Genomic DNA, 15461 nt, shown 5'->3' on the forward strand with positions numbered 1-15461 from the left:
CCGGATCGGCGCTCCGCGCCGTCCGAGCACAGGCTCCGCGACGAAGCAATCCAGACGGCGCTCGCCAAACTGGATTGCTTCGCTGCGCTCGCAATGACGGAATCATAAAAACCTCTTCGCCGATAGCTGCCGATAGCCGATGAGACTACGGCGCCTTGATGGCCCAACTCACCGTCACGCTGACGCTCAGCGTCTCCTCGCCGGGGGCGACCGGCGTGGCGGCGGATTGCATCGCCACCATCTTGCGCATCGGCGCGATGCCCTGCTGCGTGTCCTCCGAGATCAGCAGCGGCGCGCCGAGCGTGACGCCGGCGGCGCGGGCATAGACCTCGGCCTTGCGGCGGGCGTCGGCGATCGCCTCGGCGCGGACGTCGTCGAGCAGCTTCGACGGATCGGCGACCCGGAAGCCGATGCCGCGGATCTCGTTGGCGCCGGCGGTCACCAGCGTATCGACCAGCCCGGCGACCCGCGCGATGTCGCGCACCTTCACGGTCACCAGATTGCTGGCCAGATAGCCGTTGATCTCGCTCGGCCCCGAGCGGTTCGACGCATATTGCGGCTGGATCGACAGCCGCGAGGTCTGGGTGTCCTTGCCGTCGACGCCGGCGTTCTTCAATTCGAGCAGCACCTTGCCCATCGCGACGTTGTTGGCCTCGGCGGCGGCGCGGGCGGTCTTCGCCATATTGGACACGCCGGCCTCGATCTGGGCGATATCCGGCGCAACCGATTTCTGCGCCTCGCCGGTCACGGTGATCGATGGCGGGGACGGTGGTGCGGATTGGGCCGAAGCCGGCGCGGCGACAACCAGAGCGGAGACGACCAGAGCGGCGGCGATCACAGAACGGAACGGCATCGTCATTTCATCGGCACATAGACGTTGATCACGAGCTTGTCTTCCGCGGTGGTCAGCGGATCGGTGGTGTATTCCTCGACGAAGGTGTCCTTGGCTTCCAGTTTCTTCTCGTCGAGATGGTTGGTGATCGCCTCGTAGGTGTTGTCCATGTTGTCGTAGGAGCCGCGATGGACGAATTTCAGCGCCTTGCCGTCGGGCGTCGTCCCCATGCTCATCGTCTGGGGCAGATTCTTCGGCGCTTCGGGCACCGGGATCTCGGCCTGGAAGGTGAAGCCGTTGTCGTCGGTCGAGGTGTAGACGATCATCGGATTGCCGTTCGACTTGATGCCCTGCTTGGCGAGCAGCGCCGTCACTGACTTGAACGCCTCGATCAGACTCTCGAACGCGTTGTCCCAATTGGCCTTGCCCTTGAGGATCACCGCGGTCTTCGGCTCCAGCGTGATCTCCTCGCCGAACGGATCGGCGCTCTGCACCTTCGACACCGGCGGCACCGCAGGCGCCTCGGCCGCGGGCGGCGGCGGCGCCGGAGTTTCGGTCGCGGGCGGCGCAGGCGCCGGCGCAGGAGTCGCGGGGGCCGGCGCGGCTTCAGGTGCGGGCGTCGTGGCGGCAGGCGGCGGCGCCGGATCGGCGGGTTTGGTCTCGGTCTGCGCCGACGCGGCGGCCGTGACCAGCATCAGCGCGGCGGCCGATGCCAGCCCGCGCAGGCTGGCGTGAAACAAGCGGGGGCGGTTCATTCCAATGTCTCCCTGGCCGCGAGCGGATGGCCCTGTCCCTGCGATCCTCGACGCCCGGCGGATCGCGATCCCGGCGTCCTTCATAACATCCGGCAGCCGCTTTCGTCCCTTGCGATCGGCGTGTGGCCTGACTGTGGCGGTCTGCCGACGCGCGCCGCCGGACTGGTCAAAACCGCCGTGCTTCGCCATATAGGCCCCGACAAGGACCGGATCATGAGCGCGCTGGACAATCGCCTTTTCGCCAAGATGAACGGCATCGGCAACGAGATCGTCGTGGTCGATCTGCGCGACCAGCCCGCGCCGGTGACGCCGGACGATGCCCGCGCGGTGGCGGCGCATGTGCCTTATGATCAACTGATGTTGCTGCAGCCGGCGCGGCTGCCCGGCACCGAAGCCTTCGTCCGGATCTACAACAATGACGGCTCCGAATCCGGCGCTTGTGGCAACGGCATGCGCTGCGTCGCGCGGCAGCTGTTCGCCGGCTCCGACCAGCAGGGCCTGACCTTCGAGACCCGCGCCGGCCTGCTCAATTGCTGGCGCGGCCCCGCCGAGGGCCTGTTCACCGTCGACATGGGCGCGCCGAAATTCGGCTGGCAGGACATTCCGCTCGCCGAGGAATTCCGCGACACCCGCGGCATCGAACTGCAGATCGGCCCGATCGACGCGCCGATCCTGCACACGCCCTCGGTGGTCAGCATGGGCAATCCGCATGCGATCTTCTGGGTCGACGACATCCACGCCTACGATCTCGGCCAATTCGGACCGCTGCTGGAGAATCACCCGATCTTTCCGGAGCGCGCCAATATCACGCTCGCCCATATCGTCGATCGCCAGCACATCACGATGCGGACCTGGGAGCGCGGCGCCGGGCTGACCCGCGCCTGCGGCTCGGCCGCCTGCGCCACCGCGGTCGCCGCCGCGCGGCTGCGGCGGACCGACCGAATCGTCGAGATGACGCTGCCGGGCGGCAAGCTCACGATCGAATGGCGCGAGGGCGACGATCACGTGCTGATGACCGGCGGCGCCGAGCTCGAATTCGAGGGCCGGTTCGATCCGGCGCTGTTCGTCGGCGCGTGTGACACGACCGCCGCCTGATGCCGGTCGAGATCGTCACCTTCGGCTGCCGCCTCAACGCCTTCGAATCCGAAGTGATCCGCCGCGAGGCGGAGGGCGCCGGCCTTACCGAGACGATCGTCGTCAATAGCTGCGCCGTGACCAATGAGGCCGTGGCGCAGGCGCGGCAGTCGATCCGCAAGCTCAAGCGCGCGCGGCCGGACGCGCGCATCGTCGTCACCGGCTGCGCGGCGCAGACCGAACCGGCGACCTTCGCCGCGATGGACGAGGTCGATCGCGTCATCGGCAATGACGACAAGATCCGCACGGAGGCCTGGCGCGAAGCGCGCGCGGCGTTCGACGCCGATGCGTTCGGGCTCGGCAATGAAGAGAAAATCGCGGTCGCCGACATCATGGCGGTGCGCGAGATGGCGCCGCATCTCGTGGACGGTTACCAGAGCGGCCTGCCGCGGGTGTTCGTGCAGGTGCAGAACGGCTGCGACCATCGCTGCACCTTCTGCATCATCCCCTATGGTCGTGGTAACTCCCGCTCGGTGCCGGTCGGCGCGGTGGTCGATCAGGTCCGCGCGCTGGCCGAACGCGGCCATGCCGAGATCGTGCTGACCGGCGTCGATCTCACCAGCTACGGCGCCGACCTGCCGGGCACACCGAAGCTCGGCACGCTGGTGAAGAAGGTGCTGCGCCACGTCCCCGAACTGCGGCGGCTGCGGATCTCCTCGATCGATTCCATCGAGGCCGATCGCGACCTGCTCGATGCGCTCGCCAGCGAAGAGCGATTGATGCCGCATCTGCATCTGTCGCTACAGGCCGGCGACGATCTGATCCTGAAGCGGATGAAGCGGCGGCACGCGCGGCAGGATGCAATTGATTTCTGCGACGAGGTCCGCCGGCTGCGCCCCGACATCGCGCTCGGCGCCGATCTGATCGCGGGCTTCCCGACCGAGACCGACGCGATGTTCCAACGCTCACTCGATCTCGTCGCGGAGTGCGGCCTGACCTTCCTCCACGTATTTCCCTATTCGAAACGCCCCGGCACCCCGGCCGCCCGGATGCCGCAGCTCGACGGCCGCGTCGTGCGCCAACGGGCCGCGCAACTCCGCGCCGCCGGCGAGGCGGCGTTGCAGAAACGCCTTGCGGCGGAGATCGGCGCCACCCGCGCCGTGCTGATCGAAAGTGCTGCGCAAGGCCGCACCGAGCATTTCATCCCGGTGGCGATTGCGGGCGTGGCGCCGGGCGACGTGCGGACGATGGCGATCCGCGGGCACGATGGAGTACGACTGATTGTTTAGCGCTTGTCATGCTGAGCGATGAGCCGCTGCGTCTCCCCGCATTCCCACGTCATCGCCCGGCTCGACCGGGCGACCCAGTATCCCAGAGCAGCCGTCTGTTAGTAACTAGCAGCGCCCTGGAATACTGGATCCCCGCCTTCGCGGGGATGACGGTTGGTCCTCGTACTAACCACTTCGAACTACACGCCCGTCCACCCGCAGGCCGCCAGCCGCGGATGCATGTGCGGCGGCGGCGGCGCCGTCACCACCACCGGCGGCTTGTTGCGCGACAGCGGGATGGTGATCTCGCGGGCGTGCAGATGCAACTTCGGCTCGCCGAAGCGCGGGCCGTTGCCGTAGATGTTGTCGCCGAAGATCGGCCAGCCCATCGCCGCACAATGCACCCGCAATTGATGCGTCCGCCCGGTGATCGGCTCCAGCGCGAGCCAGGTGAGAGGCGGCGGGTCTTCTGCCTGCGCCGGAGATGAGGCCGCAGCAGCGCCCCCAGCACTGCGAGCCCCCTCTCCCGCTTGCGGGAGAGGGTTGGGGTGAGGGTGCCCCGAAGCGAGGCTCCCGTTGTCGACCCCCGCCCCCGGATCAAGTCCGGGGCAGGCTCCCGCCCCGCAAGGGGGAGGGGAGAAGGACCTCCCCAGCACCGTCCATTTCGTCAGCGACGGCAGGCCTTCCGGATCGATCTTCTGCCACCAGCCGCGCTCGGCGTTGAGGCGGCCGATCGGCAGGTCGATGGTGCCCTGGTCCTCCAGAGGCCCGCCCTCCACGATCGCCCAATAGGTCTTGGAAATCTTGCTGTGCTTGAACAGCAGCCCCAGCGTGGCGGTGGCCTTGCGGTGGCGGCCGAGCACCAGACAGCCGGAGGTGTCGCGGTCGAGCCGATGCGCCAGCACCGGCGGGCGCGGCAGGCCGAACCGCAGGAACTCGAACGAGGTTTCCAGATTGGGCCCGCCCTTCGGGCCGCGATGCACCGGCAGGCCGGGCGGCTTGTCGATCACCAGCATCAGCCCGTCGCGATGCAGCACCCGCGACTGAATGTCCTCCGCCGACAGTTCCGGCACGTCGAATTGATCGGTGTGGCTTTCGTTCATGACGCGAAACGGCTAACACAGCGCCCTGATGAGTGACACTCCGGAAAATGCGAAACCGAGCTGGTGGCGGCGGCTGTCCAGCGGACTGAAGCGCACGTCGAGCTCGATCGGCACGGCGCTGTCCGAATTCATATCCAAGCGCAAGCTCGACCGGGCGATGCTCGACGAGATCGAGGACGTGCTGCTGCGCGCCGACCTCGGCACCGAGGTGGCGACGCGGATTTCGGACGCGGTCGGCGAGGGCCGCTACGACAAGATGATCTCGGCCGGCGACGTCAAGGAGATCGTCGCCGCCGAGGTCGAGAAGGTGCTGGCGCCGGTAGCCAAGCCCCTGGTGATCGACCGCGCCAAGAAGCCGTTCGTGGTGCTGGTGGTCGGCGTCAACGGCTCCGGCAAGACCACCACGATCGGCAAGCTGTCGGCGCGCTATGCGGCCGAAGGCCACAAGGTGATGATGGCGGCGGGCGACACCTTCCGGGCCGCGGCGATCGAGCAGCTCAAGGTCTGGGGCGAGCGCACCGGCACGCCGGTGATCGCCGGCGCGCAGGGCTCGGATTCGGCCAGTCTGGCGTTCAACGCGCTGACCACGGCCAAAGAACAAGCCCGCGACGTGCTGCTGATCGACACCGCGGGCCGGCTGCAGAACCGCACCGAGCTGATGAACGAACTCGGCAAGGTGGTGCGGGTGATCAAGAAGGTCGACGACACCGCGCCGCATGCGGTGCTGCTGGTGCTCGACGCCACCGTCGGCCAGAACGCGCTGTCGCAGGTCGAGGCCTTCACCAAGACCGCCGGCGTGACGGGCTTGGTGATGACCAAGCTCGACGGCACCGCGCGCGGCGGGATTCTCGTCGCGATCGCCGAGAAGCACAAATTGCCGGTGCATTTCATCGGCGTCGGCGAAGGCGTCGAGGATCTGGCGCCGTTCACCGCGCGCGATTTCGCCCAGGCGATCGCCGGCACGGAGACCACATGACCAACGAGACCCTGCCGAACAACCAGCCGCATCCGCTGTTCAAGCTCGCCACCGAGCTTGGGCCATTGCTGGTGTTCTTCGTCGTCAATGCGAAGTGGCATCTGTTCGCCGCCACCGGAGCCTTCATGGTGGCGGTGATCGCGGCGATCATCGCGTCCTATGTGGTGACCAAACACGTGCCGCTGATGGCGATCGTCACCGCCGTCGTGGTGCTGGTGTTCGGCACGCTGACGCTGGTGCTGCACGACGAGACCTTCATCAAGATGAAGCCGACCATCGTCTACGCGCTGTTCGGCGCGGTGCTCGGCGGCGGGCTCTTGTTCGGCCGCTCCTTCATCGCCATCATGTTCGATCAGGTGTTCAACCTGACGCCGGAAGGCTGGCGCAAGTTGACGCTGCGCTGGGCGCTGTTCTTCCTCGCGATGGCGGTGCTCAACGAGGCGGTGTGGCGCACGCAGTCGACCGACTTCTGGGTCAACTTCAAGGTGTTCGGCATGATCCCGCTGACCATGCTGTTTGCCTTCGCGCAGATGCCGCTGACCAAGCGCTACCAGGTCGCCCCCGCGACGCTGGAGCAGAGCGCCGCCGAGGAAGGCGACGTCTCGGGGCGGTAGTTTCGGGACGGTAGTTTTGGGCCGTCATTGCCGGGCATGACCCGGCATCGCCAACTCCACCGCCGTCATGCCCGGGCTCGACCCGGGCATCCATCCTTCTGAAGAAGATGGATTGCCGGGTCGAGCCCGGCAATGACTCGTTGTGCAAGCACGAGGCTTGTCGTCGACCAGTGGGCCGAGAGTAGTTCGCTCAGCTCTTGTGCTTGGCGATGATCTTGTCCTTGATGCCCTCATAGGTCTTCTCGGGCAGGATCTTCTTGTACACCAGCTCGTCCTTGGCCTTGTAGGGGCGGCCCTTGATGATCGCGGCGGAATAGGCCTTGCCGACCCCGGGCAGCGCGTCGAGTTGGTCGGCGGTGGCGGTGTTGATGTCCAGCAGTTCGGTCTTGGCACCTGCGGTCGGCGAGGTCTTGGTCGCCGCCGGCGGCGCCATCTTGTCGGCGGCGGGCGCGGTCTGGGTGCCCTGAGCCATCACGGGGCCGCTGGCGAGCAGGCCGAAGGCCAGCGCGGCGGCGAGCGGGGCGAGGGTGAGGTGGCGCAAATTCAAAGGTCGCATCGGGGTGTCCTCCACGGACGTTGTTAGTAACGCCTCGAAGCTAGCCGTCGATTCATGGCGGGGCCATGGCCGCCACATGAACCGCCGATAAACGCTGATGATTATTTGCGGGGATGAGCTATCGGCGCGGCACGGCGCACCTCTCCCGCTTGCGGGAGAGGTCGACGCGCGAAGCGCGGCGGGTGAGGGCACTCCTATCAACGCATCACTGAGTCCGTGCTCGCGTCGCCCTCACCCCAGCCCTCTCCCGCAGGCGGGAGAGGGAGTTCGCTGCGGTGGGGGAGGGGCTGCGGATGAACGCGGCTACTCTAGGACTTTCCCAGCGCCTTCTCGATTTCCGGCTTCAACACCTTGTCGAGATTGTCCGGCGTGATCGGGCCGACCAGCTTGTAGGCGATCTTGCCGTCGCGGCCGACCACGAAGGTCTCCGGCACGCCGTAGACGCCCCATTCGATCGCGGCACGACCGCTGGCGTCGACGCCGACGGCGGCGAACGGATTGCCGTAGCGGCCGAGGAAGCGGCGGGCGTTGTCGGGCCTGTCCTTGTAGTTGATGCCGACGATCTGGAAGCGCTTGTCGTCGCCGAGCGCAGTCAGCAGCGGCGCCTCGTCGTGGCACGGCACGCACCACGACGCCCAGACATTGACGACGCTGACCTTGCCCTTGAACTGCGCCGGCCCCAGCCCCGGCACCGCCGCGCCGTCGCGCGTGAGCGCGTCGAGCGCCGGCAGCTCGGTCTGCGGTACCTCGCGGCCGATCAGCGCCGAAGGGATCTTGGAAATGTCGCGGTCGCCGAGCCGGATCCAGAACAGCGCCGCGAGTCCCGCGAACACCAGCAGCGGCAGCGCCACCATCAGGGAGCGCCGCGTCGGCGAGGGGGTGTCGGTGACGGGCGTGCTCATGACAGATCCGTTGCGCTGCGGCCGGAGCGCCGGGTGGCGCCGCGCGCCTCGAGCTCACGCAGCCGCGCCTTCTGGCGGCGATAATCGAGCACCACCCAGACGATCAGCAGCACGACCACGATCGCGACCGCGGCGTAGGACGAGACGATGAACTCCGCATAGCGACCGAACATCACGCCGCCTCGGCGCGGCTGGCCTGCAGCATCTGCAGCGTGCGCACCCGGCGGCGCAGGATCTCGTTGCGCATCGCGGCGACGTGCAGGGTCAGGAACAGCAGCGAGAAGCCGAGCGCCATCACCAGTAGCGGAATCAGGAACGACTGGTCCAGCGCCGGCCCGCCCATCCGCACCACCGAGGCCGGCTGGTGCAGCGTATTCCACCAATCGACCGAGAATTTGATGATCGGCAGATTGATCGCGCCGACCAGCGTCAGCACCGCGGCGGCGCGCGCCGCCCGCGACGGGTCCTCGACCGCGCGCCACAGCGCGATCAGGCCGAGATACATCAGGAACAGGATCAGCATCGAGGTCAGCCGGGCGTCCCATTCCCAATAGGTGCCCCACATCGGCCGGCCCCACAGCGAGCCGGTGAGCAGCGCCAGGAAGGTGAAGGCGGCGCCGATCGGGGCGGCGGTCTTGGCGGCGACGTCGGCGAGCGGATGCCGCCACACCAGTGTACCGAGCGCCGCGACGCTCATCACCCCCCAGACGAACATCGACAGCCAGGCGTTCGGCACATGCACGAACATGATCTTGACGGTGGCGCCCTGCTGGTAGTCGTCCGGCGCCAGCATCGACTGCACCAGCCCGACGGTCAGCAACAGCGCGGTGGCACCCGCCAGCCACGGCAGCAGGCGGCCAGCCAGCGTCAGGAACCGGGTCGGGTTGGCGAGTTCGGTCAGCGTCATGGCATCCCTGATAATGGGATGGACGGGTGCAGGCAATGCGGCGTTCTCCGGAGGCCGCGTTCTCAGCGGGAGTTGATCGGGCGGCGAGGTCCCGGCCTGGCGCACCAGCTGTTGCGCCGCAGCAAGGCGTGAGCCGGCCGACGCGGAGTTGCCGGTCAGCGATCCCACACGAACCCGCGCATCCGGGGATCGGCATCGAAGGCATCGCGGCCGAACGCGAGCGAGCCGCGCGGCGCTTCGCAGAAGGCGCGGGCGCCGTTGCGGTCGAAATGGATGCGCCAGGTCTGGCGATCGACCGGCGCCTTACTATGGAAGGCGCGGGGCGACAGCACCGCGACATTGGCGCCGCCCTGCGGATCACGCACCGACGGGTATTTGATGATGTCCGCCCCAGCGGCCCGCGCCGCGTCGCTGAACGATTGCGCGGCGGCGTAGTCGTCGCGTCGCATCAGCGGCGCCAGCTCGGGTGGCGGTAGCGTAGCCAGATCGAGCGCGCGGTCGGATTCGAGCAGGACGGCGAAGGCGGTGTGCTCGGCCGGGTTTTGCGGCCACGGCGTGTCGGGCGACTCCGCAAAGAACCGCAGGCGATGAAACACCGCTTCGGCGATCGCCGTGGCGGGGTGCCCGGAGGCGTAGAACACGCCCGTATCGGCGTTCGGGCGGCGAAAGCGAGAACCCCAGGGGTTTGTGGCGCTGTAGCGGAACGGCGTCATCAGCAGGAAGTCGAGACCGTCGCAATCCGGCGGGATCGGCGGCTTGGTGTCCTCGATGATGTCTTCCAGCAGCGCCTGCTCGTCGAGCGAATCCGTCAGCTTCATCGTCGCCGACTGATGCTGCGCCTCGACGATCCGCCAGAACCGGCCGGAGAGCCGGGCCGCCTCAGACCGGAGCGCGTCGCGTATCCAGGTACTGGACGACATGAAACAGGCCCTGGACTTTCTGGATCAGTTCGACTGGCGTTCCCCGCAGCGCGAGGTTCTCCGCCTTGATCCATTTGCGCGCGGCGGTCTCGTCGCCGGCGACGATCGCGTCCAGCGAGCGATACAGCCGAACGAACAGTGCGGCGAGTTCGAAGGCCTTGCCGCGGTCGAGCACGTAATCGCCGCTCTTCATCCGCGAGATCACCGACTCGGACAGGCCGATGACGTTGCTCAGCACCTTCTGCGACAGCCCTAGCCGTTCGGCCGCTCTGACGGTGGCCTTGGTCAGGACCACCCCGGCGTCGACCTCGGTGTTCATGGGCGAAACCAAACGTTCTGGATTTGACGCTGCGATCATCTCCGCCTCCGTCTTGCCTGAGAAAGAATATATGGAAATTCTTTCTGGGACAACAAGAGGCCGCCAGGAGCTCACAGGCGCCGGTCGACCGGTCCATGGTCCAGTTTTCGGCCGCGACCTGATGGTTCGGCCCGCAGAGCCGTCTACAGCGCCTCGCCCTTCAGCAGGCGCGGGGTGTCGCCGGTGAGACCGGCGGCCTGGCGGATGAAGACGTCCTTCAGCGGCGGCAGCCGGTCGACGATGCCGAGGCCGATGTCGCGGACGCTGCGCAGCAGCGGCGATTTGTTGGAGAACAGCAGGTTCAGCCCGTTGGTGGCGACGCCCATCGCCATGGTGTCGAACCGCCGCCAGCGCTGGTAGTTCTCCAGCACGTCGGCTTGTCCCGGATCGATCCCGAGCCGCGCCGCATCGACCACCACTTCGGCCAGCGCCGCCACGTCGCGCAGGCCCATATTGAGGCCCTGCCCGGCGATCGGGTGAATCACATGGGCGGCGTCGCCGATCAGCGCCAGCCGCGGCGCGATGAAGGATTGCGCCACGAAATAGCCGAGCGGAAACGCCTTGGGCGCATCCAGCGGCTTGACCTCGCCGAGCCGCAGCCCGAACCGCGTCTCCAGCTCGGCCTGGAATTCCTTGGCGGACAGCGCCACGATCTTGGCCGCGTCGGCGCGGCTTTCGGTCCACACCAGCGACGAGCGGCGGCCGGTCAGCGGCAGGATCGCAAACGGCCCCGCGGGCAAAAAATGCTCCTCGGCGCAGCCATGGTGGTCGCGCTCGTGCTCGACCATGACGACGATGCCGGACTGGTCGTAGTCCCAGCCATAGGTGGCAATGCCGGCGCGTTCGCGCAGCTTCGACTTGGCGCCGTCGGCGGCGACCAGCAGGCTGGCGTCGATCACGCTGCCATCGCCGAGCGTGACGCGGGTCGCGTCATCGCCCGCCTGGTACGATGTCACCGGCGTGGCGCGCAGCTCGACGCCGGCGGCCTCGGCGCGGCTGGCCAGCGCCTCGTTGAGATATTTGTTCTCGACCATATGGGCGAACGGCTCGCCCGGCTGGACTTCGCCGGCGAAGGTCAGGAACACCGGCCGGGTCGCGTCCTCGAGCGCCGAATCCGTCACCACCATGTCGATGATCGGCTGCGCCGTCGGCGCCACCTCGTCCCAGACGCCGAGCGCCTCGAACAGCCGGCGACAGGCGGCGACGATCGCGGTGGCGCGCGGATCGCGCGACGGCCGCATCGCCAGCGCCGGGTCGGCGACAACAATCGGGACCTCGGGGCCGAGCCCCTGGCGCAGCGCCAGCGCCAGCGCCAGACCGGCGAAGGCGCCGCCTCCGATCACAATGCTTCGCGGTGCGGTCATTTTTCTCACTCGTGCGCCAGAGTCGCTTGTCTGTGTTCTTGCGCCATGGCTGGAGGTGGGCGAAACAAGCAGGAACAGCCATGGCTTGCCGCCCGGTTCTACCAGACCTCGACGGCGCTGGGAAATCACGCGCCACTGGCCGACTATTTCGACGCGTTGCCTTCACGCGAACCGGTGCCCACTTCGCTTGAAAACGCCTTAAAGGAGCGCCTGTCGGTGTCCAAAAGCCTGATCGACCTGATCTCGATCCTCGATCTCGAACCGCTCGAGGTGAACCTGTTCCGCGGCACCAGCCCGCAGACCAGCTGGCAGCGGGTGTTCGGCGGCCAGGTGATCGGCCAGGCGATGGTCGCCGGCTGCCGCACCGTCGAAAACCGGCTGCCGCATTCGCTGCACTGCTATTTCATCCTGCCGGGCGATCCGGCGGTGCCGATCATCTACGAGGTCGAGCGGCTGCGCGACGGCAAGAGCTACACCACCCGCCGCGTCACCGCGATCCAGCACGGCCAGGCGATCTTCTCGCTGATGATGTCGTTCCACGACGACGAGGAGACCGAGTTCGACCATCAGGACAAGATGCCCGACGTGCCGCCGCCGGAGGCGCTGTCGGCCGAAGAGATCGTCAAGCAGCCGTTCTTCAAGGAGATGCCGGACTTCATCAAGCGCTACTACGAGAGCGACCGGCCGATCGAGTTGCGCCCGGTCGAGCTGTCGCGCTATTTCGGCCAGAAGATCGAAGACGGCCGCATCCACGTCTGGATTCGCACCGCCGCCAAGCTGCCGGACGACCCGGCGCTGCATATGTGCGCGCTGGCCTATGCGTCGGACTTCTCGCTACTCGACGCGGTGATGGCACGCTACGGCCGCACGCTGTTCGACAAGCGGATGATGCCGGCCAGCCTCGACCACGCGATGTGGTTCCACCGCCCGTTTCGCGCCGACGAATGGCTGCTTTACGTTCAGGACTCCCCGTCCGCCCAGAGCGGCCGCGGCCTGACCCGCGGCATGATCTACAAGGCCGACGGCACCCTGGTGGCCTCGGTCGCCCAGGAGGGCTCGGTGCGGCAGCGACGAGACCTGCCGCGGACGTAGCTTCGATCGGCAGCTCCCTCGCCGACGTCAATCCGCTTATTTTCTGCGCGCATTGCCGCTAAACCCGGCATATACATGACGAAACGCCGCGTCGCGCGGTGCCGATCGCTTTGCGTGAAGAAATTGGGGCTGCTGCATGAAACTCGTCGTCGCCATCATCAAACCGTTCAAGCTCGACGAGGTGCGTCAGGCGCTGACCGAGATCGGCGTGCACGGCATGACCGTCACCGAGGTCAAGGGCTACGGCCGTCAGCGCGGCCACACCGAGATCTATCGCGGCGCCGAGTATATCGTGAACTTCCTGCCCAAGCTGCGGATCGAGATCGCGGTCGATAGCGCGCTCGCCGACAAGGCGGTCGAGGTCATCACCCGCGGCGCCCGCACCGGCCAGATCGGCGACGGCAAGATCTTCGTCACCCCGATCGACCACGCGCTGCGGATCCGCACCGGCGAGACCGATTCCGACGCGCTCTGAGCCGGCGATCGAGGCAGTTGGAGCGGCGCGGCGGGCGATGCCGAAATGGGCGTCTCGGCATTTCGGAGCATGGCGCGGCGCCGGATTAGCCACCTGCCGTAATATTCTACCTCACGGACTGCCCGTCGGCTGAGCACGATTGTGTCAGCGCGCTGTCATGCCCTCATTTTGCTCAGAACTGCCCAAGGAATGAGCGCGACGGAATGGCGCAGCCGGTGCTGCAGTGCGGTCGCCCGCCAAAGTTTCAGATTCGTGAACGATTTCAGCACGCCGGCGGACTGGCACGGCATTTGATTCTAAGCGGCGTGGCTGTGCCCGCGTAGTGATGCTCTCCGCGTGGGGATTTTCAGTCGAGTTCATGCCCCGACCATTTTGGCCGGGCCCTAGCGGGGATAGGACCTATGAAAATTGTTATGGCGATCATCAAGCCATTCAAACTGGAAGAAGTCCGTGATGCCCTGACCGCCATTGGCGTTCACGGTTTGACGGTGACGGAAGTCAAGGGATATGGCCGCCAGAAAGGCCACACGGAAATCTATCGCGGCGCCGAATACGCGGTGAGCTTCCTGCCCAAGATCAAGATCGAGGTCGCGATCGCCACCGATCAGGTCGAGAAGACCATCGAGGCGATCACCAGCGCCGCCAAGACCGGCCAGATCGGCGACGGCAAGATCTTCGTCATCGGCCTCGACCACGCCGTGCGCATCCGCACCGGCGAAGCCGACGCAGCAGCTCTCTAAGATTTCCCGCTCACCCAACTTTCTTCCACTCAGGAGACGACAAATGACGTTCAAACGTCCCTACGGCGCGGGACTGGCCGCCCTGGCAGCCGGCCTGTTCGCCGCGACTGCCGCCTACGCCGAGCCCACGGTCAACAAGGGCGACAACGCCTGGATGATGACCTCCACGGTTCTGGTCGTGCTGATGACCATCCCCGGCCTGGCGCTGTTCTACGGCGGCCTGGTGCGCTCCAAGAACATGCTCTCGGTGCTGGCGCAGGTGTTCTACACCTTCTCGATCGTGATCGTGATCTGGGCGGTCTACGGCTACAGCCTGGCTTTCACCGGCGGCTCCGATTTCATCGGCGGCTTCTCCAAGGCATTCCTCGCCGGCGTCACCCCCGACTCCAAGGTCGCGTCGTTCAGCGTCGACGCCAACGTCTCGGAGCTGATCTACATCTGCTTCCAGATGACCTTCGCGGCGATCACGCCGGCGCTGATCGTCGGCGCCTTCGCCGAACGCACCCGCTTTGCCGCGGTCGCGCTGTTCGTGCCGCTGTGGGTGACGCTGATCTACTTCCCGATGGCCCACATGGTCTGGTACTGGCCGGGTCCGGATTTGATCACCGACGCCGCCAAGGCGCTCGCCGCAGCCACTGACGATGCCGCCAAGGCGGCCGCGCAGGCCAAGCTCGACGAGATCAATGCGGACGCGGGCTTCATCTTCAAGAAGGGCGCGCTCGACTTCGCGGGCGGCACCGTGGTGCACATCAACGCCGGCATCGCCGGCCTGGTCGGCGCCCTGCTGATCGGCAAGCGCACCGGCTACGGCAAGGAGCTGATGGCTCCGCACTCGCTGACCATGACCATGATCGGCGCGGCGCTGCTCTGGGTCGGCTGGTTCGGCTTCAACGTCGGCTCGAATCTCGAAGCCACCGGCGTCGCCGGTCTCGCCATGACCAACACCTTCGTCGCCACGGCGGCGGCGGCGATGGGCTGGATGTTTGCGGAGTGGATCTTCAAGGGTCACCCCTCGCTGCTCGGCGCGTTGTCCGGCGCAGTCGCGGGTCTGGTCGCGGTCACCCCCGCGGCGGGCTTCGCCGGCCCGATGGGCGCGATCGTGCTCGGCCTGGTCGCCGGCGTGGTCTGCCTGTTCTTCTGCACCGTGGTGAAGAACGCGCTCGGCTATGACGACTCGCTCGACGTGTTCGGCGTCCACGGCGTCGGCGGCATCATCGGCGCGCTCGGCACCGGCATCCTGGTGAACCCGGCGCTCGGCGGCACCGGCGTCTACGACTACGTCGCCGGCAAGGTCGCCGACTACGACTTCGGCACCCAGATGATCGCCCAGTGCTGGGGCGTCGGCACCACCATCCTGCTGTCCGGCATCGGCTCGGCGATCCTGTTCAAGGTCGTCGACGTCATCGTCGGCCTGCGTGCCCCGGTCGAAGTCGAGCGCGAAGGCCTCGACCTCGTCGAGCACACCGAGCGCGCCTACAACATGTGAGCTCTCCCGAGGGGCGCGGCGTTCTTCCTCCAGGAAGGC

Annotated in this window: 18 protein-coding genes; 8 read left to right on the forward strand and 10 right to left on the reverse strand. The window is 67.0% G+C overall.

All coding sequences use genetic code 11. The features are described from left to right. Positions 1–145 precede the first annotated feature (145 nt). Both RPB_RS01810 and RPB_RS01815 read right to left on the reverse strand, forming a co-directional pair. The gene (locus RPB_RS01810; RefSeq protein WP_011439258.1) at positions 146–859 is read right to left on the reverse strand and encodes an SIMPL domain-containing protein; all 714 of its coding nucleotides are present in this window, start codon (positions 857–859) and stop codon (positions 146–148) included. Beyond that, positions 856–1587, reverse strand: coding sequence for a GyrI-like domain-containing protein (locus tag RPB_RS01815; protein ID WP_011439259.1), 732 nt, complete (start codon positions 1585–1587; stop codon positions 856–858). The genes RPB_RS01810 and RPB_RS01815 overlap by 4 nt, the downstream gene beginning before the upstream one ends. A 213-nt stretch (positions 1588–1800) precedes the next feature. On the opposite strand from RPB_RS01815, the gene dapF reads away from it, so the two are divergent. Beyond that, positions 1801–2682 carry a diaminopimelate epimerase gene (gene dapF / locus RPB_RS01820; protein ID WP_011439260.1) on the forward strand — a complete coding sequence of 294 codons (882 nt, stop codon included), beginning with the start codon at positions 1801–1803 and terminating at the stop codon, positions 2680–2682. Next, positions 2682–3950 (forward strand): tRNA (N(6)-L-threonylcarbamoyladenosine(37)-C(2))-methylthiotransferase MtaB, encoded by a 1269-nt coding sequence (gene mtaB, locus RPB_RS01825; protein WP_011439261.1) that lies wholly within the window; start codon positions 2682–2684, stop codon positions 3948–3950. The genes dapF and mtaB overlap by 1 nt, the downstream gene beginning before the upstream one ends. A gap of 179 nt (positions 3951–4129) precedes the next feature. On the opposite strand, the gene RPB_RS01830 is transcribed toward mtaB, so the two are convergent. Beyond that, the gene (locus RPB_RS01830; RefSeq protein ID WP_011439262.1) at positions 4130–5032 is read right to left on the reverse strand and encodes a pseudouridine synthase family protein; all 903 of its coding nucleotides are present in this window, start codon (positions 5030–5032) and stop codon (positions 4130–4132) included. Positions 5033–5060: 28 nt separating this feature from the next. Here RPB_RS01830 and ftsY point away from each other — a divergent pair, with 28 nt between their 5' ends. Both ftsY and RPB_RS01840 read left to right on the forward strand, forming a co-directional pair. Further along, positions 5061–6008, forward strand: a complete 948-nt coding sequence (gene ftsY, locus RPB_RS01835; RefSeq protein ID WP_011439263.1) for a signal recognition particle-docking protein FtsY — start codon at positions 5061–5063, stop codon at positions 6006–6008. Between the two features lie 11 nt (positions 6009–6019). Further along, positions 6020–6622: a septation protein A gene (locus RPB_RS01840; RefSeq protein WP_085978178.1), complete on the forward strand. Its 603-nt coding sequence runs from the start codon at positions 6020–6022 to the stop codon at positions 6620–6622. A gap of 190 nt (positions 6623–6812) precedes the next feature. Here RPB_RS01840 and RPB_RS01845 read toward each other — a convergent pair whose 3' ends face one another. The 7 genes from RPB_RS01845 to RPB_RS01875 all read right to left on the reverse strand — a co-directional run bounded on the left by RPB_RS01845 (position 6813) and on the right by RPB_RS01875 (position 11629). Next, the gene (locus tag RPB_RS01845; protein WP_011439265.1) at positions 6813–7178 is read right to left on the reverse strand and encodes a ComEA family DNA-binding protein; all 366 of its coding nucleotides are present in this window, start codon (positions 7176–7178) and stop codon (positions 6813–6815) included. 308 nt (positions 7179–7486) lie between these two features. Continuing rightward, positions 7487–8080, reverse strand: a complete 594-nt coding sequence (locus RPB_RS01850; protein ID WP_011439266.1) for a DsbE family thiol:disulfide interchange protein — start codon at positions 8078–8080, stop codon at positions 7487–7489. Further along, on the reverse strand, positions 8077–8253 hold the full coding sequence (ccmD, locus tag RPB_RS01855) for a heme exporter protein CcmD (protein ID WP_041797870.1): 177 nt from the start codon (positions 8251–8253) through the stop codon (positions 8077–8079). The genes RPB_RS01850 and ccmD overlap by 4 nt, the downstream gene beginning before the upstream one ends. Then, a complete protein-coding gene (locus RPB_RS01860) occupies positions 8253–8987 on the reverse strand; it encodes a heme ABC transporter permease (RefSeq protein WP_011439267.1) in 735 nt (244 codons plus the stop codon). Before RPB_RS01860 ends, ccmD begins: the two co-directional genes overlap by 1 nt. 155 nt (positions 8988–9142) lie before the next feature. Beyond that, entirely contained in the window at positions 9143–9907 is a 765-nt protein-coding gene (locus RPB_RS01865) for an RES family NAD+ phosphorylase (RefSeq protein WP_011439268.1), read from the reverse strand. Then, positions 9867–10226: an antitoxin Xre-like helix-turn-helix domain-containing protein gene (locus RPB_RS01870; RefSeq protein WP_041797871.1), complete on the reverse strand. Its 360-nt coding sequence runs from the start codon at positions 10224–10226 to the stop codon at positions 9867–9869. The genes RPB_RS01865 and RPB_RS01870 overlap by 41 nt, the downstream gene beginning before the upstream one ends. A gap of 182 nt (positions 10227–10408) precedes the next feature. Continuing rightward, the gene (locus RPB_RS01875; RefSeq protein ID WP_011439270.1) at positions 10409–11629 is read right to left on the reverse strand and encodes a ubiquinone biosynthesis hydroxylase; all 1221 of its coding nucleotides are present in this window, start codon (positions 11627–11629) and stop codon (positions 10409–10411) included. Between the two features lie 216 nt (positions 11630–11845). On the opposite strand from RPB_RS01875, the gene tesB reads away from it, so the two are divergent. From tesB to RPB_RS01895, 4 genes are all read left to right on the forward strand, one after another. After that, a complete protein-coding gene (tesB, locus tag RPB_RS01880; RefSeq protein ID WP_011439271.1) occupies positions 11846–12721 on the forward strand; it encodes an acyl-CoA thioesterase II in 876 nt (291 codons plus the stop codon). A gap of 136 nt (positions 12722–12857) precedes the next feature. Next, positions 12858–13196: a P-II family nitrogen regulator gene (locus RPB_RS01885; RefSeq protein WP_011439272.1), complete on the forward strand. Its 339-nt coding sequence runs from the start codon at positions 12858–12860 to the stop codon at positions 13194–13196. 401 nt (positions 13197–13597) lie between these two features. After that, positions 13598–13936, forward strand: coding sequence for a P-II family nitrogen regulator (locus tag RPB_RS01890; protein ID WP_011439273.1), 339 nt, complete (start codon positions 13598–13600; stop codon positions 13934–13936). 43 nt (positions 13937–13979) lie between these two features. After that, a complete protein-coding gene (locus tag RPB_RS01895) occupies positions 13980–15422 on the forward strand; it encodes an ammonium transporter (RefSeq protein WP_011439274.1) in 1443 nt (480 codons plus the stop codon). The last annotated feature ends 39 nt before the right edge of the window (positions 15423–15461 follow it).

Origin of the sequence: Rhodopseudomonas palustris HaA2 (assembly GCF_000013365.1) — a bacterium.
In the GTDB taxonomy this organism is placed as follows: Bacteria; Pseudomonadota; Alphaproteobacteria; order Rhizobiales; family Xanthobacteraceae; genus Rhodopseudomonas; species Rhodopseudomonas palustris_J.

Excerpts from the sequence above, each read along its gene's own strand:
- RPB_RS01810 (WP_011439258.1), bottom strand. The coding sequence starts at position 859 with ATGACGATGCCGTTCCGTTCTGTGATCGCCGCCGCTCTGGTCGTCTCC.
- RPB_RS01815 (WP_011439259.1), bottom strand. The coding sequence starts at position 1,587 with ATGAACCGCCCCCGCTTGTTTCACGCCAGCCTGCGCGGGCTGGCATCG.
- dapF (WP_011439260.1), top strand. The coding sequence starts at position 1,801 with ATGAGCGCGCTGGACAATCGCCTTTTCGCCAAGATGAACGGCATCGGC.
- mtaB (WP_011439261.1), top strand. The coding sequence starts at position 2,682 with ATGCCGGTCGAGATCGTCACCTTCGGCTGCCGCCTCAACGCCTTCGAA.
- RPB_RS01830 (WP_011439262.1), bottom strand. The coding sequence starts at position 5,032 with ATGAACGAAAGCCACACCGATCAATTCGACGTGCCGGAACTGTCGGCG.
- ftsY (WP_011439263.1), top strand. The coding sequence starts at position 5,061 with ATGAGTGACACTCCGGAAAATGCGAAACCGAGCTGGTGGCGGCGGCTG.
- RPB_RS01845 (WP_011439265.1), bottom strand. The coding sequence starts at position 7,178 with ATGCGACCTTTGAATTTGCGCCACCTCACCCTCGCCCCGCTCGCCGCC.
- RPB_RS01850 (WP_011439266.1), bottom strand. The coding sequence starts at position 8,080 with ATGAGCACGCCCGTCACCGACACCCCCTCGCCGACGCGGCGCTCCCTG.
- ccmD (WP_041797870.1), bottom strand. The coding sequence starts at position 8,253 with ATGTTCGGTCGCTATGCGGAGTTCATCGTCTCGTCCTACGCCGCGGTC.
- RPB_RS01860 (WP_011439267.1), bottom strand. The coding sequence starts at position 8,987 with ATGACGCTGACCGAACTCGCCAACCCGACCCGGTTCCTGACGCTGGCT.
- RPB_RS01865 (WP_011439268.1), bottom strand. The coding sequence starts at position 9,907 with ATGTCGTCCAGTACCTGGATACGCGACGCGCTCCGGTCTGAGGCGGCC.
- RPB_RS01870 (WP_041797871.1), bottom strand. The coding sequence starts at position 10,226 with ATGAACACCGAGGTCGACGCCGGGGTGGTCCTGACCAAGGCCACCGTC.
- RPB_RS01875 (WP_011439270.1), bottom strand. The coding sequence starts at position 11,629 with ATGACCGCACCGCGAAGCATTGTGATCGGAGGCGGCGCCTTCGCCGGT.
- RPB_RS01885 (WP_011439272.1), top strand. The coding sequence starts at position 12,858 with ATGAAACTCGTCGTCGCCATCATCAAACCGTTCAAGCTCGACGAGGTG.
- RPB_RS01890 (WP_011439273.1), top strand. The coding sequence starts at position 13,598 with ATGAAAATTGTTATGGCGATCATCAAGCCATTCAAACTGGAAGAAGTC.
- RPB_RS01895 (WP_011439274.1), top strand. The coding sequence starts at position 13,980 with ATGACGTTCAAACGTCCCTACGGCGCGGGACTGGCCGCCCTGGCAGCC.